This window comes from Shimia sp. (genome assembly GCF_965227725.1).
Classification (GTDB): Bacteria; Pseudomonadota; Alphaproteobacteria; order Rhodobacterales; family Rhodobacteraceae; genus Shimia.
This window is the reverse complement of record NZ_CBDDGH010000005.1, coordinates 1106848-1123777: the sequence shown is the minus strand read 5'-3', so window position 1 is coordinate 1123777 and position 16930 is coordinate 1106848. Positions and strand designations below refer to the sequence as shown.

General features: G+C 59.1%; 16 protein-coding genes. 6 read left to right on the top strand and 10 right to left on the bottom strand.

Annotated features, from left to right (window positions below; translation table 11 throughout):
• The first annotated feature begins 65 nt into the window (after nucleotides 1–65).
• Complete coding sequence (locus ACO07T_RS15805; protein ID WP_422050189.1) at nucleotides 66–692, top strand: thiamine diphosphokinase; 627 nt, start codon at nucleotides 66–68, stop codon at nucleotides 690–692.
• Here the strand turns inward: ACO07T_RS15805 and ACO07T_RS15800 are convergent.
• From ACO07T_RS15800 to ACO07T_RS15760, 9 genes are all read right to left on the bottom strand, one after another.
• Entirely contained in the window at nucleotides 649–1560 is a 912-nt protein-coding gene (locus tag ACO07T_RS15800; protein ID WP_422050188.1) for a DMT family transporter, read from the bottom strand. The genes ACO07T_RS15805 and ACO07T_RS15800 overlap by 44 nt on opposite strands.
• Before the next feature lie 441 nt (nucleotides 1561–2001).
• Nucleotides 2002–2334 carry a hypothetical protein gene (locus ACO07T_RS15795; protein ID WP_422050187.1) on the bottom strand — a complete coding sequence of 111 codons (333 nt, stop codon included), beginning with the start codon at nucleotides 2332–2334 and terminating at the stop codon, nucleotides 2002–2004.
• Between the two features lie 372 nt (nucleotides 2335–2706).
• Nucleotides 2707–4653: an acetate--CoA ligase gene (gene acs / locus ACO07T_RS15790; protein WP_422050186.1), complete on the bottom strand. Its 1947-nt coding sequence runs from the start codon at nucleotides 4651–4653 to the stop codon at nucleotides 2707–2709.
• A gap of 92 nt (nucleotides 4654–4745) precedes the next feature.
• The gene (locus tag ACO07T_RS15785) at nucleotides 4746–5501 is read right to left on the bottom strand and encodes an ABC transporter ATP-binding protein (protein WP_209063129.1); all 756 of its coding nucleotides are present in this window, start codon (nucleotides 5499–5501) and stop codon (nucleotides 4746–4748) included.
• Nucleotides 5502–5584: 83 nt separating this feature from the next.
• Nucleotides 5585–5830 carry an ATP-binding cassette domain-containing protein gene (locus ACO07T_RS15780; RefSeq protein WP_422050185.1) on the bottom strand — a complete coding sequence of 82 codons (246 nt, stop codon included), beginning with the start codon at nucleotides 5828–5830 and terminating at the stop codon, nucleotides 5585–5587.
• Complete coding sequence (locus ACO07T_RS15775; RefSeq protein ID WP_422050184.1) at nucleotides 5802–6281, bottom strand: ATP-binding cassette domain-containing protein; 480 nt, start codon at nucleotides 6279–6281, stop codon at nucleotides 5802–5804. The genes ACO07T_RS15780 and ACO07T_RS15775 overlap by 29 nt, the downstream gene beginning before the upstream one ends.
• A gap of 12 nt (nucleotides 6282–6293) precedes the next feature.
• Nucleotides 6294–7493 (bottom strand): branched-chain amino acid ABC transporter permease, encoded by a 1200-nt coding sequence (locus ACO07T_RS15770; protein WP_422050183.1) that lies wholly within the window; start codon nucleotides 7491–7493, stop codon nucleotides 6294–6296.
• A 3-nt stretch (nucleotides 7494–7496) separates the two neighbouring features.
• Nucleotides 7497–8528, bottom strand: a complete 1032-nt coding sequence (locus ACO07T_RS15765) for a branched-chain amino acid ABC transporter permease (RefSeq protein WP_422050517.1) — start codon at nucleotides 8526–8528, stop codon at nucleotides 7497–7499.
• A gap of 180 nt (nucleotides 8529–8708) precedes the next feature.
• A complete protein-coding gene (locus tag ACO07T_RS15760) occupies nucleotides 8709–10061 on the bottom strand; it encodes a substrate-binding protein (RefSeq protein WP_209086122.1) in 1353 nt (450 codons plus the stop codon).
• 229 nt (nucleotides 10062–10290) lie between these two features.
• Here ACO07T_RS15760 and ACO07T_RS15755 point away from each other — a divergent pair, with 229 nt between their 5' ends.
• The 5 genes from ACO07T_RS15755 to ACO07T_RS15735 all read left to right on the top strand — a co-directional run bounded on the left by ACO07T_RS15755 (nucleotide 10291) and on the right by ACO07T_RS15735 (nucleotide 16436).
• Nucleotides 10291–11592 carry a short-chain fatty acyl-CoA regulator family protein gene (locus ACO07T_RS15755; RefSeq protein ID WP_422050182.1) on the top strand — a complete coding sequence of 434 codons (1302 nt, stop codon included), beginning with the start codon at nucleotides 10291–10293 and terminating at the stop codon, nucleotides 11590–11592.
• A gap of 81 nt (nucleotides 11593–11673) precedes the next feature.
• Nucleotides 11674–12057 (top strand): response regulator transcription factor, encoded by a 384-nt coding sequence (locus ACO07T_RS15750; protein ID WP_422050181.1) that lies wholly within the window; start codon nucleotides 11674–11676, stop codon nucleotides 12055–12057.
• Nucleotides 12054–12326 (top strand): hypothetical protein, encoded by a 273-nt coding sequence (locus ACO07T_RS15745; RefSeq protein WP_422050180.1) that lies wholly within the window; start codon nucleotides 12054–12056, stop codon nucleotides 12324–12326. The genes ACO07T_RS15750 and ACO07T_RS15745 overlap by 4 nt, the downstream gene beginning before the upstream one ends.
• Nucleotides 12326–15016, top strand: coding sequence for an ATP-binding protein (locus ACO07T_RS15740; protein WP_209086126.1), 2691 nt, complete (start codon nucleotides 12326–12328; stop codon nucleotides 15014–15016). Before ACO07T_RS15745 ends, ACO07T_RS15740 begins: the two co-directional genes overlap by 1 nt.
• An 85-nt stretch (nucleotides 15017–15101) precedes the next feature.
• Nucleotides 15102–16436: a FliM/FliN family flagellar motor C-terminal domain-containing protein gene (locus ACO07T_RS15735; RefSeq protein ID WP_422050179.1), complete on the top strand. Its 1335-nt coding sequence runs from the start codon at nucleotides 15102–15104 to the stop codon at nucleotides 16434–16436.
• Between the two features lie 65 nt (nucleotides 16437–16501).
• On the opposite strand, the gene ACO07T_RS15730 is transcribed toward ACO07T_RS15735, so the two are convergent.
• Nucleotides 16502–16930: a TIGR01244 family sulfur transferase gene (locus tag ACO07T_RS15730; protein WP_209063109.1), complete on the bottom strand. Its 429-nt coding sequence runs from the start codon at nucleotides 16928–16930 to the stop codon at nucleotides 16502–16504.

The window sequence follows — 16930 nt, the reverse complement described above, 5'->3', positions numbered from 1 at the left end:
GCGACCACAATATGTGCCAAATTCTTCAAAAATTTGCACCAATAACCTTGGCGGGCGCGGGTTCTTTGGATCCGTCCGACCTGTCTGTGGCCCTGGAACTGGGGCCAACCCTTGTGGCGGCGGATGGCGGGGCAGCCCATTGCCTGAGCGCCGGGCACATGCCGGAGGTGGTGATCGGAGATCTGGATTCGCTTCCAAAGAACATGCGAGAATCGATACCGCCAGAACAGTTAATTTTTGTTTCAGAACAAGATAGCACGGATTTTGACAAAGCTTTGCGGCATATTTCTGCACCACTTGTGCTGGCGGTGGGCTTTACCGGCGCGCGGGTGGATCATGAGCTGGCTTGCTACAACGCTCTGGTGCGGCATGCGGATCGGCGTTGTGTCATCGTCGGGGAAAGCGATGTGGTCTGTCTGCTGCCGCCAAAGCTGTCGCTGCCTCTGGCCGCAGGCACGCGGGTGTCGCTGTTTCCCATGCGCGCGGTGCAGGGGCGCTCAGAGGGGCTGAAGTGGCCGATTGACGGGATCGGCTTTGCACCGGATGGCATGGTGGGCACCTCCAATGAGGCCACCGGAGTTGTGCAGCTGGAGGTTGAGGCGCCGGGGATGCTGTTGATCCTGCCCAAGGCGCATCTGGGGCTGTTGGTCAGCCAGCTTCTGGCGACGCCCGCAGGCTGGCCCGCTCCCTGAAGATCACATAAAGCCCGGCGCCCATGGTGACACAGATGCCCAGCGAGGCCAGCGTATTGGGCCAGTCGCCAAAGATCAGCCAGCCCACCAGCGCGGCAAAAGGGATCTCCACATATTGGATGGAGGCGAGCGTGGTGGAGGGCGCATAGCGCAGGGACCACGACATGAAGAGATGGCCGACGGTGCCGAGCAGCCCGATGAGCAGCAAGAGCCCCCATGTGTTGCCGGTGGGCCGGATGAAAGAAAGCTCCGCCACGTCGAGCTGATGGCCGATCAGCAGGGCCGGAAGCAGAAGCGCGGTGGCAATCACCCCATTGGTGGCCTGCAGGGCGATGGGGTCGACCTCTTTGGCGATCTGGCGGGTGACCAGCATAAAGAGCGCAAAGATCACCGCCACCGCAAGCGGCAGAAGCGCCGGCGCGCCGACCTCCACAAAGCTGGGCTGGATCACCATCAGCGTGCCGGAAAAGCCGACGATGCAGGCCATCAGGCGGCGCAGGCCAACTTCTTCGCCCAGAACATATTTTCCCAGCATCAGCATGATGAAAGGCATGACAAAGGCGATGGCGACCGCATCGGCCAGCGGCAGGTAACGCAGGGCGGTGAACATGCAGCCGATGCCCGCCATATGCAAAAGCGTGCGCCAGATCACGAGGCCCATCAGCTGTGGTCGCAAACGCCACGGACGGCGGGTGGCGATGACAATCGGGATCAGGATCGCGGCCTGAATGGAGAAGCGCACAAGAATGAGCATGCCCAGCGGCAGGACGTTTGACAGCAGCTTTGCCGTGGCATCGCCCAGCGGGGCAAACACACAGAAGCCAAGCATCAACAGGATGCCGAGGAGCGGGCGATCAGCATGAGACATTGGGGCAGGTTAAGGAGGAGTGAACGGTTGTTCAACTGGTTTGGGGGAGGGGCGCGCCTAAGGTAGATTGCCTTGATCTTTGGGGGCGCGGTTCTGGTCTGACATTTGGCTTTGCGGGGCAAAGCTGCCGTGCCACCGATTTCACTGGATGTCCGGTCTTCGGTTCGCGACCGAAGACCGGAAAAACTCATAGCGAGATTTGCCAACGGGTTGTGGCACGAAGCTTTTTGGCGAATTCCTCAACGTCCCGCAAAGTAACAAAAACGTCCGTTTAAGAACGCGCCACATAAGGATGTCGGGCCGCTTGGGCTACCCGCTGTCCAAGGCGATCTAAGTTAAGTGCATGTCGATGAACTGCTCAAAGGCACTCAAGGATCGCGCTTTGGCTTAGACACTGAGGCTCGGCGCGTGGGTTTCACCCCAGTAGAGCCTGAATTCCAATCAGTTGTAGGTGAAGGTGCCCGTCTTGCATACGTCAACACCAGAGCGGGTGAGAACGTCTCCGTCTTCGAACACAGCCTTGAAGTCAAACATGCAGTATCCGGTGCCATCCTCGAAATTTACCCGCACCGAACCCCCAGGTGGGAGAATGTCTGCGCCCAGAATATCTTCTTCCCAATCGTCCGTCCCCGCATTCGATCCGTAGAACTCAACCATGACATAACCGGTATCGTTCTGAATTCGGACGCGCTTGTCCTGCGCAACAACAGGCCCGACCGACGCCGCAAAAAACGCAACTGCAACAGCTCCAATTACTGTAGTTCTAGAAGTCATCCAAAGTTCCAATCTTATTGAAATTCAATCAAAAAGTGTCAGAGCCGCCCGACAAAAGCAATACTATGAAAGAGTATTCTAACGTTGAATCAGCAACCGTGTCCGAGTGTGCCAGCTCGCAACGATATCTAGGATTATGACCAGGGAGCACAGTATTGTCGGCTTTCTGCGCACAGCAGTCTTTGGAGATCGACGCGGCATTCGTCACTTGGGGCTCAAAGTCACCTATCTTTACGCACTAGTGGCAAGTCAGGTTCCAAACCAATCGCAGCCAAACCACTCCACTCCCCCCCCAAAAAAACGGGCTGACGCGAGGGCCAGCCCGACAGGGAGTGATCCGGGCGCTGGAGTGTGCGCCCGGCTCGGGAAGGTCTAGCGGTTCATGCGGTTCTCAATAAGATCATCCACCACGGCTGGATCAGCCAGCGTGGAAGTGTCTCCCAGCGCGCCGTAGTCGTTTTCGGCGATCTTGCGCAGGATGCGGCGCATGATTTTGCCGGAGCGGGTCTTGGGCAGGCCGGGCGCCCATTGGATCAGGTCGGGTGAAGCAATCGGGCCGATTTCCGTGCGCACCCAGTTGCGCAGTTCGGTGCGCAATTCATCTGAGGGTTCGCGGTCATTCATCAGGGTGACGTAGCAGTAGATGCCCTGACCTTTGATGTCATGCGGGTAGCCCACCACAGCAGCCTCGGCCACGGCGGCATGGGCCACTAGCGCGCTTTCGACCTCGGCTGTGCCCATACGGTGACCGGAGACGTTGATCACATCATCCACACGCCCAGTGATCCAATAGTCGCCATCCGCGTCGCGGCGGCAGCCGTCTCCGGCGAAGTAATAGCCTTTGTAGTCAGAGAAATAGGTCTTCTCAAAACGCTCGTGATCGCCCCAGACGGTGCGCATCTGGGAGGGCCAGCTGTCGGCAATGGCCAGCACGCCTTCCACATCATTGCCGCTGATCTCTTCGCCGGACTGCGGATCAAGCACCACAGGGGCGACGCCAAAGAAAGGCTTCATCGCAGCACCGGGTTTGGTGGCGTGCGCACCGGGCAGGGGGGTCATCATATGGCCGCCGGTCTCGGTCTGCCACCAGGTGTCCACAATCGGGCAGTTCCCTTTGCCCACTACGTCGTTGTACCAGGTCCAGGCCTCCGGGTTGATCGGCTCGCCCACGGTGCCAAGGATGCGCAGGGAGGAAAGATCACATTTCTCCACATACTCATTGCCTTGCCCCATCAGCGCGCGCAGCGCGGTGGGCGCGGTGTAGAACTGGTTCACCCGGTGCTTTTCACAGACCTGCCAGAAACGCGACGCATCTGGATAGGTCGGCACGCCTTCAAACATCACTGTGGTCGCGCCATTAGCCAGCGGCCCGTAGACGATATAGCTGTGGCCCGTGACCCAGCCCACATCGGCGGTGCACCAGAAGATGTCGCCGTCTTTGTAGTCAAAGGTGTACTCATGGGTCATGGAGGCATAGACCAGATAGCCGCCGGTGGTGTGCACGACGCCTTTGGGCTGGCCGGTGGAGCCTGAGGTGTAGAGAATGAAGAGCGGGTCTTCGGCGCTCATCTCTGCAGGCTTGCAGTAGTCATTCGCCTCCATCGCCATCTCGTTGTAGTCATAATCGCGCCCGTCGACCCAGGTGGTCTGATCGCCGGTGCGTTTCACAACGAGACATTTCACGGTGTCTTTGGTGTGCAGGAGGGCCGCGTCGGTGTTGGACTTGAGCGCAGTTTTGCGGCCGCCGCGGGGCGCGTAGTCGGCAGTGATCACCACCTTGGCGTCACAGCCGTTGATGCGGGCGGCGAGCGCGTCAGGCGAAAAGCCTGCAAAGACAATGGAGTGGATCGCGCCGATGCGGGCGCAGGCCAGCATGGCATAAGCGGCCTCGGGGATCATCGGCAGGTAAATCACCACGCGGTCGCCTTTGCGCACGCCCATGGTTTCCAGCACATTGGCCATGCGGCAGACGCGGCGGTGCAGGTCGGCATAGGTGATCGACTGCGCCTGCTCGTTGGGATCATCGGGTTCCCAGATGATCGCGGCCTGATTGCCGCGGGTTTCCAGATGGCGGTCGATACAGTTGGCGGCGACGTTGAGCGTGCCGTCCTCATACCATTTGATGTCGATATTGCCCGGTGCAAAAGAGGTGTTCTTCACCTTGGTGTAGGGCTTGATCCACTCCACACGCTGGCCGTGCTCGTTCCAGAACCCTTCAGGATCCGCCAGAGAGGCCGCGTACATCGCGTCGTATTTTGCTGCGGTGATGATGGCGTTCTCCGCCATTTCCGCAGACGGAGCATAGGTTTTGTCAGACATGGTTCCCCCCGAAAAGTCAAATTTGAGGCGAGGTTAGGGGGATGCGCCGTGAGGTCAAGTACGGCTTTCGGACACCCCCCTAAGAAGTTGGATCAGATCGCGAGGTATTCGGCGCGCAGCTCTTCATCTGCGAGGACTTCGGCGGCGGCGCCGTCAAACACCACGGAGCCGGTATCGAGGATCACGGCGCGGTCGGCGAGCTCCAGAGCGCGCACGGCGTTCTGTTCCACGATGATGGTGGTGATGCCCTGTTCCTTGATGATGCGGAGCGTTTTCTCGATTTCATCCACGATCACCGGCGCGAGGCCCTCATAAGGCTCATCGAGCAGAAGCACCTTGAGGTCGCGGGACAGGGCACGGGCGATGGCAAGCATTTGCTGTTCGCCGCCAGACAGGGTGACGCCTTCTTGTTTGCGGCGCTCGCCCAGACGGGGGAAGAGTTCATAAAGACGCTCAATCGACCAGCCGATGGGCGGGGCGATCTGCGCCAGTTGGATGTTCTCTTCCACGGTCAGGCCCGGGATGATCGAGCGATCTTCGGGCACCAGACCAATGCCTGCGGCGGCGGCCTCATAAGACTTCATCAGGTGCAGCGGCTGGTGGTCCAGCCAGATTTCGCCATGGGTGACCTGAGGATCGTTCATGCGCGCAATGGAGCGCAGGGTTGAGGTTTTGCCCGCGCCGTTGCGGCCCAGAAGGGCGAGGATTTCGCCTTCGTGTACATTGAAGCTGATGTTTTGGACGATGTAGCTCTCGCCATAGTAGCTCTCCATGTTCCAGACGGAGAGATAGGCGGGGGCGGTTTCGGCCAGATTGTGGCCTTTGGAGAAATCGGGTTTGACGTTCATGTTTTCGGTACCCCCTTAAGCGGTTTCACCAAGATACGCTTCGCGCACCTTCGGATGGCCTTTGATGTTTTCAGGATCGTCCTTCAACGAGCGGTGTGCCCTGGGCCAGCACGGTGATGCGCTGTGCCAGCGAGAACACCACGTGCATGTCGTGTTCGATGATGCACGATGGTGATGTCGCGCTCGTCCGAAATCTGTTTCAGAAGATCGATCGTGTTGTTGGTGTCGGCGCGCGCCATGCCGGCGGTCGGCTCATCGAGTAGCAGGAGGCGCGGCTCTTGTGCCAGGCACATGCCGATCTCAAGGCGGCGCTTGTCGCCGCGGGACATGGACGGCTGCGTGCATGTGACGCTTGTCGGCCATGTTCATGTCCTCAAGCATGCTGCTCGGCGCGTTCCACCATGTCCTTCTCGCTGAACATATTGGCCCGAATGGCGTTGCAGCGAGAAGGCCCCGTCGCGCTTTGGCAAAGCAGGGGATCATCACGTTTTCGATCACCGTGAGGTCCCCAAAGATCTCAGGCGTCTGGAACACGCGGGAAATGCCCATCTGGTTGATCTCATGCGGGGTGCGGCCCAGCACGGACTGGCCGTCAAACATGACAGAGCCTGTGTCCGGGATAAGCTTGCCCACAAGGCAGTTCAGCAGGGTGGATTTCCCGGCCCCGTTGGGGCCGATGATTGCATGGACGCTGTTTTCTTTGACCGAGAGGTTCACGTCTGACAGAGCCTGAAGGCCACCAAACCGCTTTCCTACGTCTTTGACTTCGAGAATTCCCATCTTTCCGTCTCCTTATTCTGCGGGTTCAGTGGAGGCCTTGGGGCCATCTTCGCCGGAGGCTTTCTTGCCGCGCAGGGCGCGTGCAAGGCGTTGGCCACCTTCGACCAGACCGCCAGGCAGGTAGATCACCACCAGCATGAAGAGGATGCCAAGGGTCAGGTGCCAGCCTTTGCCGATGAAGGGGTAGATCAGGGTGATCACGAAATCCTCAAGACCATCAGGCAGGAAGGCGAACCACTGGTGCAGAACGTCCTTGTTGATCTTGGACAGGATGTTTTCCATGTATTTGATCGCACCTGCGCCCAGAACCGGACCGATCAGCGTGCCAACACCACCCAAGATGGTCATCAGCACCACCTCGCCTGAGGCTGTCCAGAACATACGCTCCGGGCCAACCTGTGTGTCCATGGCCACCAGCAGGCCGCCAGCGAGGCCAGCATACATGCCGGAGATCACGAAGACCGCCAAGGTGTGGGGGCGCGGGTTCAAGCCGGTGTAGGACATACGCGTCTGGTTGGCTTTGATGGCGCGCAGCATCAGGCCAAATGGGCTGCGGAAGATACGGATGGACAGGTAGAATGCCAAAAGCATCGCAACTGCAGCAATGTAGTAGCCCAAATTGAAGGTGAAGAGCCAATCGCCAATGCTCAACTCAAAGCTGGCGCGCATGTCCATTCCGAAGAGGCTGGCACGACCGATTTCGCCCTGTGGTACGGTGGACAGAAGCGGATTGTCGGTCGCTTTGATTTGCAGACCAGTTTCACCGCCGGTGATTGGTGTCAGAACCGAGTAGGCTAGCGCGTAGGACATCATCGCAAACGCTAGTGTCAAGATCGAGAAGTAGATACCCGAACGGCGTAGCGACACGTAGCCTACCATCAGTGCAAAGATACCCGCCACGACGATGCCCATAAAAATTGCCGGGATCACGTTTAGAGAAAACAGCTTGAGCATCCAGATTGCGCCATAAGACCCTACTCCCAGGAAGGCAGCGTGACCAAAGCTGAGGTAGCCGGTCAGCCCGAACAGCAGGTTGAAACCGATGGCAAAAATACCGAAGATCACAAAGCGCTGCATCAGGTCGGGGTAACCCGCGTTGAATTGCGCCATGCCGGAGCTTTCCGGGAAGGGGTTGAGGATGAAGGGTGCCAGCAATGTCAGCCCGGCAACCACCAGCAGGAGCTGGAAATCTTTCTTTTCGAGACCGAGCATTGGTTATTCCTCCATGACGCCCTTGCGGCCCATGAGGCCCCGTGGACGGGTCAGCAAAATGATGATGGCAACGAGGTAGATGATGATCTGGTTCAAACCTGGAAGGATCGCCAGAACCTCGCGCATGGATGCAAAGCTCTCAAGAATGCCGAGCAGGAAGCCTGCGAGCACAGCGCCGGGCAGGCTGCCCATGCCGCCCACAACCACAACCACGAAGCTCAGGACCAGGAAGTCCATACCCATGTGGTAGTTCGGTGAGTTGATCGGCGTGTACATCACCCCGGCGAGCCCCGCGACCGCAGCGGCCAGACCAAACATGATGGTGAAGCGGCGGTCGATGTTGATGCCCAGAAGGCCCACGGTTTCGCGGTCCGCCATGCCAGCGCGCACAACCATGCCAAAGGTGGTGAATTGCAGGAAGGCAAACACGGCACCGATGATGATGGCGGCAAAGACAAAGTAGATGATGCGCCAGTAGGGGTAGATGATCAGATTGGGATCAAAGCCAAGCGCCGCGCCAAAATCCAACGACCCGGAGAACGCTTCAGGCGCTGGGGTAGGGATCGGGTTTGCGCCGTAGAAGTATTTGATCACTTCTTGGAGTACGATCGCTAGGCCAAAGGTTACGAGGATCTGATCTGCGTGGGGGCGATTGTAGAAATGTTTGATCAGACCGCGTTCCATGACGTAGCCGACGCCCATCATAACTGGAACGCTGAACAGCAGCGACAGCGGCACAGCCCAATCGATTATCGCGTCACCGGTGGCTTGGCCAAAAATGTCGTAGACGTAAGGAACTTCGACTTTCAGAGGATTGCCCAGAAAGTCGGTTTGGGTCTCGTCGATGATGGTGTGGGACAGAGTCAAAATTCGGCTGATAGTCACGGCGCAGAATGCTCCAATCATAAACAACGCCCCGTGAGCAAAGTTTACGACGCCCAACGTGCCGAAGATCAGCGTCAGACCAAGCGCGATCATTGCGTACGCTGAGCCCTTGGAAAGGCCGTCCAAGGTTTGGAGAACCACTGCGTTCAGCCCAAAGAAGGCAATAGCAAGAATGAAAAATACGGCAACGGCGCCACCACCGATTGCTAAGCCGGCCAGCGGAGTATCTGATTTACCCATTGTCCCACCTCATATGATTGTGAAAAGGGATTGCATCGTCCCCAGAAGAGGAAGGGCAAGCTTGCTTGCCCTTCCTAATGTAACGGCGAGTTATGCGCCGTTATTGCAGCTGCCCAAGGTGGCTTCTGCGCCACCCATCTGCGGGTGGTCAGGCTGGTACATGACCTGCTCAACCGGGGTGACTTCAACGATTTCCAGAAGGTCGAACTCGGAGCTTGGGTTCTCTTTACCCTTCACAACCAGCACGTCTTTGAAGCACTGGTGGTCCGCGCCGCGATAGAGCGTCTTACCGTTGCCCAGACCGTCGAACTCATAGTCTTCCAGAGCTTCTGCCACGGCACATGGGGCAAAGGAGCCTGCACGCTCAACCGCATCCGCATAAAGCAGGGTCTGCACATAGGTGGTGTGCGCGGCCTGGGATGGCGGGAAGCCATATTTGGTGCCGAAGGATTTCACGAAGGCTTTGGAGCCCTCATCGGTCAGCGACCAGTGCCAGTTGGTGGAGCCGAAGATGCCCTTCACGTTGGCACCCGCACCCTTCGCCATCAGGCGGGAGTAGAGTGGAACGATGATCTGGAAGTCTTTGCCGTTCACCTGCTTGTCACGCAGACCGAACTGAACCGCGTTGGTCAGCGAGTTCACCATGTTGCCGCCGTAGTGGTTCAGAACCAGCGTGTCGGCACCAGATTGCAGAACCGGCGCAATATAGGAGGAGAAGTCGGTTTGCGTGAGCGGGGTTTTCACCGCAGCAACGGTTTCCCAGCCCATGGCTTCGGTGGAGGCTTTCACGGCCTCTTCTGTGGTGTAACCCCAGTTGTAGTCCGCTGTCAGGTGATAGGCTTTGCGGTCTTTGCCGTATGCGCCTGCCAGCACAGGTGCCAGTGCCGCGCCGGACATGTAGGAGTTAAAGAAGTGACGGAAGCCGTTGGCTTTGCGGTCTTTGCCGGTGGTGTCGTTGGAGTGGGTCAGACCCGCCATGAAGATCACGCCGGCCTCTTGGCAGAGCGCCTGCACAGCCACGGCCACACCGGAGGACGAGCCACCTGTGATCATGATTGCGCCGTCTTTTTCGATCATTGACTTGGCAGAGGCGCGCGCGGCGTCAGATTTGGTCTGGGTGTCGCCGGTGACGAACTCGACTTTCTTGCCGAGGATACCGTTGCCTTGCAGCGCCTTGGAGCTGAAGGTGTTCATCATGCCGCCGTCGCCGCCGCCGTTGAGGTGCTCAACTGCCAGCTGGTAGGCGCGCAGCTCGTCCGCCCCTTCGTCGGCGTATGGACCTGTCTGTGGCACGTTGAAGCCCAGAGTCACGGTGCCGCCGGTGGGTTCGTTGGTGAATGCGTGAGCAGACTGCGCCGTAAAGATGGTTGGCAGAGCCAGACCGGCGCCGGTAACAGCGCTCGTCTTAAGCAAGCCACGACGTGTAAAGTTGCTTTTGGACATATAATCCTCCCGTTATGTAAAGTGCGACAGGGGCTCCTCTTCCCCGGACGTCGCGCGCACAGATGTGCAGTTTCATTATCGAAGGCGGCTCGAAAATTTCGCAACAACTGCTTTTCTTGTAACAATTTTTTTGTAAAGTAATTCGCACTGCTGCGCAGCAATTTGTAAACAAATTATTCTGCGGTGCAGAAGGTCATTGTTTTTGAAGCGAAACGTCGGGGAGGACGTGATGCCACAAAGCGGATTGGCGGGGAGCCGTATACGTGAGCGGCGCTTGGTTGCAAAGGTGCGGCAAGCGGAACTTGCTGAACGTGTGGGAATTTCTGCGAGCTACCTCAACCTAATCGAGCATAACCGGCGTCGCATCGGCGGGAAGTTGCTGAACGACATCGCCAAGGCGCTGGATGTGGAGCCCTCTTTGCTGAGTGAGGGGGCGGAGGCGGCACTGCTGGCCACATTGCGGGAGGCGGCAGCGGATGCGCAGGGGGCCTCACCCGAGGTGGCGCGCAGCGATGAATTTGCCGGACGTTTCCCCGGATTTGCGGCGCTGATTGCGGAGCAGCACCAGAGGCTGCGCAGTCTGGAACATACGGCGGCGACGCTGACCGACCGGCTGACGCATGACCCGCATCTGGCGACCTCGGTGCATGAAATGCTGACCATGGTGACAGCAATCCGCTCAACGGCGGGTATTCTGGCGGAAACCAAGGAGATTGAGCCGGAATGGCGCAACCGGTTTCACCGCAACCTGAACGAAGACAGCCAGCGGCTTGCCGAAGGGGCGGAGCAGTTGGTGTCTTATCTGGATGACGCGGGGGATGCGCGGGCGGGCATGACGCTGCCATTGGAAGAGGTGGAGGCGATGTTGCAGGCCCATGACTTTCAGTTTGATGCGCTGGGAGAGGCCTCTTTTGAAACCTTGCAGGCTTTTGTTGCCAATCAGCCGTTGTTGACCACAGAGGCGGCGCGGGATATGGCGCTGGGCGTGGTGCGGCAGCTGCGGGCAGATGCGCGGGATTTGCCGATGGAAATGCTCGCGCGTCATTTGCAAGATGGAATGGTGGAGCCGACCTGGCTTGTCAGCGAAACCGGCGCGTCGCTGAGCGCCGTGTTGCGGCGGTTGGCGGCGGTCTCTGATGCGCTGCTTGAGCGCCCGTTGGGGCTTGTGATGGCGGATGCGTCTGGCACACTTATGTTGCGCAAGCCGGTGGAAGGCTTTGCGATCCCGAGATTTTCCGGCGCTTGCCCGAAGTGGCCGCTGTTTCAGGCGCTGTCACGTCCGATGCAGGCGCTGCGGCAACGGCTGACCATGGCGGGTCGGGAAGCGCGGGATTTTGACTGTTATGCGGTCTCTGAGCCTGTGGGGCAGATACAGGTGAATGTCGCACCTCTCTATCACGCATATATGTTGATTGTTCCGCTGGACGTGAAAGATGACACCGGGGCTCCGGTTGGCTCCTCCTGTCGGGTCTGTCCGCTGGAGGTCTGTGACGGCCGCCGGGAGCCCTCACTTTTGGCCGCGCGATCATGACGCAAGAAATCCTCTTGGCTTTTGCCAAGCGCACGCTAAAAATGGACCACCGTTTGTGGACTTTCGGGGAGGGGAGGCTGCATGGGCAAGAATGTTCTCGTCATTGAAGATGAGCCCAATATCATTGAAGCAATCAGCTTTATTCTGTCGCGGGACGGCTGGACTGTGGCGACCCATTCCAACGGGCATGATGCCGTTGGCGTGGTGACTGCGGCGTTGCCGGATGTGGTGATCCTGGATGTGATGCTGCCTGGCAAGAATGGCTATGACATTCTGCGGGAGCTGCGTGAGGCTGAGCTCACCAAAGGCATTCCGGTGCTGATGCTGACCGCCAAAGGGCAGGTCAAAGACCGTGAGATGGCCGCGCGCGCGGGGGCAAGCCGGTTCATGACCAAGCCCTTTTCCAATGCCGAAGTGCTGGATGCGGTGCGGGAGCTGGTGGTGGGTGAGCATCAGGCTCAATGAGCGATCGGCCCAATATCCCGTTTCTGGAGCGGCAGAGCTATCGCCGTCGCAGGTTGATTGACACCATTCGCATGGTGCCTGTGGTGGGCGCTGTGCTGTGGGCGGTGCCGTTGCTGTGGCCCACCCCTGAGGATGGTGCAGGCAGCGTCGCCAGCTCAGATGCCATCATCTATATCTTTCTGGTTTGGTTTGCGCTTGTACTGCTTGGGGCTTGGTTTGCCTTTCTGATGAAACGCAGTGATGCGCAGGAGGAAGGCGGGGGGCGCTGATGGGGGCGTTGAACATCCTCGTAGGCGTTTGCCTGATCTATGTCGCCTTTCTGTTTGCGGTGGCGTTTGGTGCGGAGCGTGCGGCGCTCAATGGCAAAGGCGGCTGGCTGCGCAGCCCGTTGATCTACACGCTGTCGCTGTCTATCTATTGCACCGCCTGGACGTTTTATGGCGCGGTTGGTTATGCGGCGCGTTCCGGGTTGGAGTATCTGACGATCTATATCGGGCCGTCGCTGGTGGTGATTGGCTGGTGGTGGCTGCTGCGCAAACTGGTGCGCATCGGGCGCAGTCAGCGCATCACCTCGATTGCGGATCTGATCTCCTCGCGTTACGGAAAATCCAATATGCTCGCGGTTGGTGTCACCATTCTTGCGGTGATTGGCACCACGCCCTACATCGCGCTGCAGCTCCAATCAGTCACCGTGAGTTTTGGCGTTTTCTCAGATGCTTACGGCGCAGAGTTGACAGAAATCAATCACGGCAACAACGCTCTGCTGGTGGCCTGCGGACTGGCGCTTTTCACAATTGTTTTTGGCACGCGCAATCTTGATGCCAACGAGCGCCACCACGGTGTGGTCATGGCGATTGCTGTGGAGGCGATTGTCAAACTCTTTGCGCTACTGGCGGTGGGGGCCTTTGTGGTCTGGGGTGTTGCGGGCGGCGTGAGCGATATTTTCGAGCGGATCGATGCCAGCAAGATCGGTCAGTGGGACATGCGCGGCGACCGTTGGGCGACGCTGATCTTTCTCTCGGCGGCCGCGTTTTTGTGCCTGCCACGGATGTTCCAGGTCATGGTGGTGGAGAACGAAGACGAAGATCATCTGCGCACGGCAAGCTGGGCCTTCCCGCTTTACCTGATGGTGATGAGCCTCTTTGTGGTGCCGATTGCGGTGGTCGGCCTTGATATGATGCCGCCGGGAGCCAACCCCGATTTCTTTGTGCTGACCGTGCCGCTGGCGACGGGAAATGACGGGCTGGCGATGCTGTCGTTTCTGGGCGGGTTTTCCAGCGCAACTTCGATGGTGATTGTCGCCGCGCTGGCGCTGTCGACCATGGTGTCCAACCATATTGTCATGCCGATCTGGCTGAGCGCGCAAAGCGGGGGCGCAACCGTGTCTGGCGATGTGCGCCATGTGGTGCTGTTGTCGCGCCGGATCTCGATCGCCGCTGTGGTCTTTCTGGGCTACCTCTATTTCCGACTGTCCGGCGGAGGGGCGGCGCTGGCCTCGATCGGCTTGATCTCTTTTGCCGGTGTGGCGCAGTTCCTGCCGGTGCTGATTGGCGGGATCTTCTGGCGCGGGGCCACGCGCACCGGCGCTTTTGTGGGGCTGAGCGTGGGCTTTCTGATCTGGGCCTACACGCTGCTGTTGCCCAGCTTTGGAACCGGAACCCTGATCGGCACTGCGGTGCTGACAGAGGGGCCGTTTGGGCTTGGCTGGCTGCGGCCACAGGCGTTTTTTGGCATCACGGGGATGGACCCGCTGGTGCATGCGATCTTCTGGTCGATGCTGTTGAATACGCTGAGTTTCTTCATTGCCTCGCTGGTGGGCTTTCCCTCACCGCTTGAGCGGCTGCAGGGAGCGCAGTTTGTGAATGTGTTTGAGCACAGTCGCACGCCGCAGAGCTGGAGCGGGAGCCTGGCGCAGAGTGAAGACCTGATGGTGATGGCGCAGCGCATCATTGGCGCGCGGGAGGCGCAGCGGTTGTTTGAGCGCGAGGCGCGGCGGCAGGGCTTGAGCGGGCTGGTGCCTGAGCCGTCACCGGATTTCCTTGCGGTGCTGGAGCGCGAGCTGGCAGGCTCTGTGGGCGCGGCGACGGCCCATGCAATGATCGGGCAGATTGTGGGCGGTGCCTCTGTGTCGGTGGAAGACCTGATGGCGGTGGCGGATGAGACCGCGCAGATGATGGAATATTCCTCGCGGCTTGAGGCGAAATCGGAGGAGCAGGCGCGCACCGCACGGCAGTTGAGACAGGCCAACGAGAAGCTCACGCAGATCTCGGAACAGAAGGATGCCTTCCTCAGTCAGGTCAGCCATGAGTTGCGCACACCGATGACCTCTATCCGCGCCTTTTCGGAGATTTTGCGCGATAGCGACCGGCTGAGCGCGAAGGAAAAGGTGCGCTACAGTTCGATCATCCACGATGAGGCGATCCGGCTGACACGGCTGCTGGATGATCTGCTGGATCTGAGCGTCCTGGAGAACGGACAGGTGAGCCTGAATGAGCAGACCGGCGTGCTTGGTGATGTGCTTGATCACGCGCTGTCAAGCGCGCTGACGGGCAATCAGACCGTCGAGCTACGGGTGATGCGGGATCTTCTGTCGGAGAAAGTGACCCTCACCACCGATCTTGATCGCCTTAGTCAGGTCTTTATCAATCTTATTGGAAACGCTCAGAAATATTGTGATGCGCCAACGCCGAAGCTGCATATCTCGGTGCAATACGGGCAGGGGCAGCTGGTGATTGATTTTATCGACAACGGCAGCGGTATTTCCAAAGCGGATCAGGCGGTGATTTTTGAAAAATTCGCCCGGACCGGTGAGCAGAAAGTCAGCGGCGCGGGGCTTGGGCTGGCGATTTGCAGAGAGATTATGACCCGTCTGGGCGGCTCTGTGGACTACCTGCCGGGGCAGGGGGGCGCAGCCTTTCGGGTGATCCTGCCACAATCCGCAGCGCTCGCGGCACAATGACCGGTTTTTGAAGGCGTTTTAGCGGCTTCGTAGAGGGGCTGTTAACCTTATTGGGGCAAATCTGCCAAGGAACGGATCCACAAATATGGCAGTGATGAACATGGGCGAGACCAAAGGCAGCTCCATTCTCAGACGTAAGGCAACGGACGGCAGCACCGAGCATCAGGCACGGGCGATGTCGCCGACAAAAGCCATGCGGCTTGGGTTGGCCAAGGCTGCTGAGAAGGGGCTCGATCTGGCGCTGGATGTGACCAAGGTGACCCACACCACGCTGCCGCACCGTGCGCTGCAGGAGATTCTGGATGAAGAATCGCTGCTGGCCATTCTGGAAGGGCAGAACGGTGAACCCGGTGCCATGGCTGTGGATATGCAGGTGCTTGCCGGGTTGGTGGAATTCCAGACGCTGGGGCAGGTGATCCCCAAGCCGGTTGTGGATCGTGTGCCGACCCGCGTGGATGCGGCCTTGATCACCCCGCTGATGGAAGATGCGCTGATGCGGTTTGTCCGCAATCTGGGCGAAGAGGGCGAGCCGCCAAAATGGCTGCAGCACTATAAGTTTGGCGCAATGGTGGCGGACCGGCGGACCTTGTCGCTGGGCATGATGGCGCAGGACTACCATATGTTCGTGATGGACATCACGCTGGAGCATGGCAAGAAAACCGGCACCATGGCGTGGATTTTCCCGGACATCGAAGTGCTGGTTGAAGGCAGTGACGAGGAAGAGAAATCCGGCGCTGAGAAATTCCAGAGCACGGTCAAACAGGCAACCACCACGCTGAATGCGGTGATCGGCAAGGTTTCCATGCCGATTGCGCAAATTCAGGGCTTGCAGGTTGGCGATGTGCTGAAACTGCCGGAAGACCCGATCAAATCCGCCAAGCTCGAAGCGCTGGGTGGTGAGGTGATCGCGGATGCCCGCATTGGTCAGCTCGACGGGATGCGTGCGGTCTGTGTGCCGGGGCTTGCTGGCGCGGCGCTGGCGAGCGGTCTGACGAATGGTCTTGCAGGCGCATCTGATATGGGCGGTCTGCCAGGAATGGATGAGCCTGCCATGCCCGCAATGGGCGGTATGCCAGATATGGGCGGTGATTTGCCTGCCATGGGTGGCATGCCTGATATGGACACACCGGCCCTGCCGGACCTGAGCGGCGGTGGCCTTCCTGATCTGGATGGCGGTATGCCGGACATGGGTGGGGACCTGCCTGATCTGGGCGGCGGATTGCCCGACCTTGATGGCGGTGGGCTGCCCGATCTTGGCGGCGATCTGCCGGATCTGGATTCCACGGGTGGCATCGGATTGGATGCGGACAGCGGGGAAGATTTTGGCGGGTTGGACGATCTGGATGATCTTATCAATCTGGGCTCAGATGATATCGGTGATCCGATGGCGCTGGCGGATCTGGATCTGCCCGGCACATAAGTCCGGCCGTATACCCAAAGAAAAAGCCCCGATCCATCGGGGCTTTTCTGTTTTTAAGCAAATGCTTATTTGTTGTTTTTGATCTGATCGAGATGGGGTTTCAATCCGGACAGATCGTAGCCGCCCTGCGCGGCGGCGTTGACGATGTCCTCAGACGCCATCTCGCCCGCATGTGCCAGCGCCCAGCAGATTGTGGAGCGCGTGCCGGAGCGGCAGTAGGCCAGAACTTTGCCTTCGCAATCCGCAAGACTGTCGCGCTGAAGCGCCTGACGGTCTTCGGTCATGGTTTCCATGGTCAGCGGGTTGACCACATATTTCAGACCAGCTGCCTCGGCGGCGGCGCGCATGGTTTCGCTGTGCTGGTCCGGGCCAACTTCGCCGTCGGGCCGGTTGTTGATGACAAGTCCAAAGCCAGCATCGGCAAGGGCGGCGAAGTCTGCTGCGTCAATCTGAGGCGCGGCAAAGAAGCGGTCGGTGATCTGACGAATATCCAT

Coding starts and splice junctions, on each gene's coding strand:
- ACO07T_RS15775 (WP_422050184.1), bottom strand. CDS start 6,281: ATGGGAATTCTCGAAGTCAAAGACGTAGGAAAGCGGTTTGGTGGCCTT.
- ACO07T_RS15800 (WP_422050188.1), bottom strand. CDS start 1,560: ATGTCTCATGCTGATCGCCCGCTCCTCGGCATCCTGTTGATGCTTGGC.
- ACO07T_RS15785 (WP_209063129.1), bottom strand. CDS start 5,501: ATGAACGTCAAACCCGATTTCTCCAAAGGCCACAATCTGGCCGAAACC.
- ACO07T_RS15795 (WP_422050187.1), bottom strand. CDS start 2,334: ATGACTTCTAGAACTACAGTAATTGGAGCTGTTGCAGTTGCGTTTTTT.
- ACO07T_RS15755 (WP_422050182.1), top strand. CDS start 10,291: ATGCCACAAAGCGGATTGGCGGGGAGCCGTATACGTGAGCGGCGCTTG.
- ACO07T_RS15770 (WP_422050183.1), bottom strand. CDS start 7,493: ATGCTCGGTCTCGAAAAGAAAGATTTCCAGCTCCTGCTGGTGGTTGCC.
- ACO07T_RS15760 (WP_209086122.1), bottom strand. CDS start 10,061: ATGTCCAAAAGCAACTTTACACGTCGTGGCTTGCTTAAGACGAGCGCT.
- acs (WP_422050186.1), bottom strand. CDS start 4,653: ATGTCTGACAAAACCTATGCTCCGTCTGCGGAAATGGCGGAGAACGCC.
- ACO07T_RS15745 (WP_422050180.1), top strand. CDS start 12,054: ATGAGCGATCGGCCCAATATCCCGTTTCTGGAGCGGCAGAGCTATCGC.
- ACO07T_RS15740 (WP_209086126.1), top strand. CDS start 12,326: ATGGGGGCGTTGAACATCCTCGTAGGCGTTTGCCTGATCTATGTCGCC.
- ACO07T_RS15730 (WP_209063109.1), bottom strand. CDS start 16,930: ATGGATATTCGTCAGATCACCGACCGCTTCTTTGCCGCGCCTCAGATT.
- ACO07T_RS15735 (WP_422050179.1), top strand. CDS start 15,102: ATGGCAGTGATGAACATGGGCGAGACCAAAGGCAGCTCCATTCTCAGA.
- ACO07T_RS15750 (WP_422050181.1), top strand. CDS start 11,674: ATGGGCAAGAATGTTCTCGTCATTGAAGATGAGCCCAATATCATTGAA.
- ACO07T_RS15780 (WP_422050185.1), bottom strand. CDS start 5,830: ATGTCCCGCGGCGACAAGCGCCGCCTTGAGATCGGCATGTGCCTGGCA.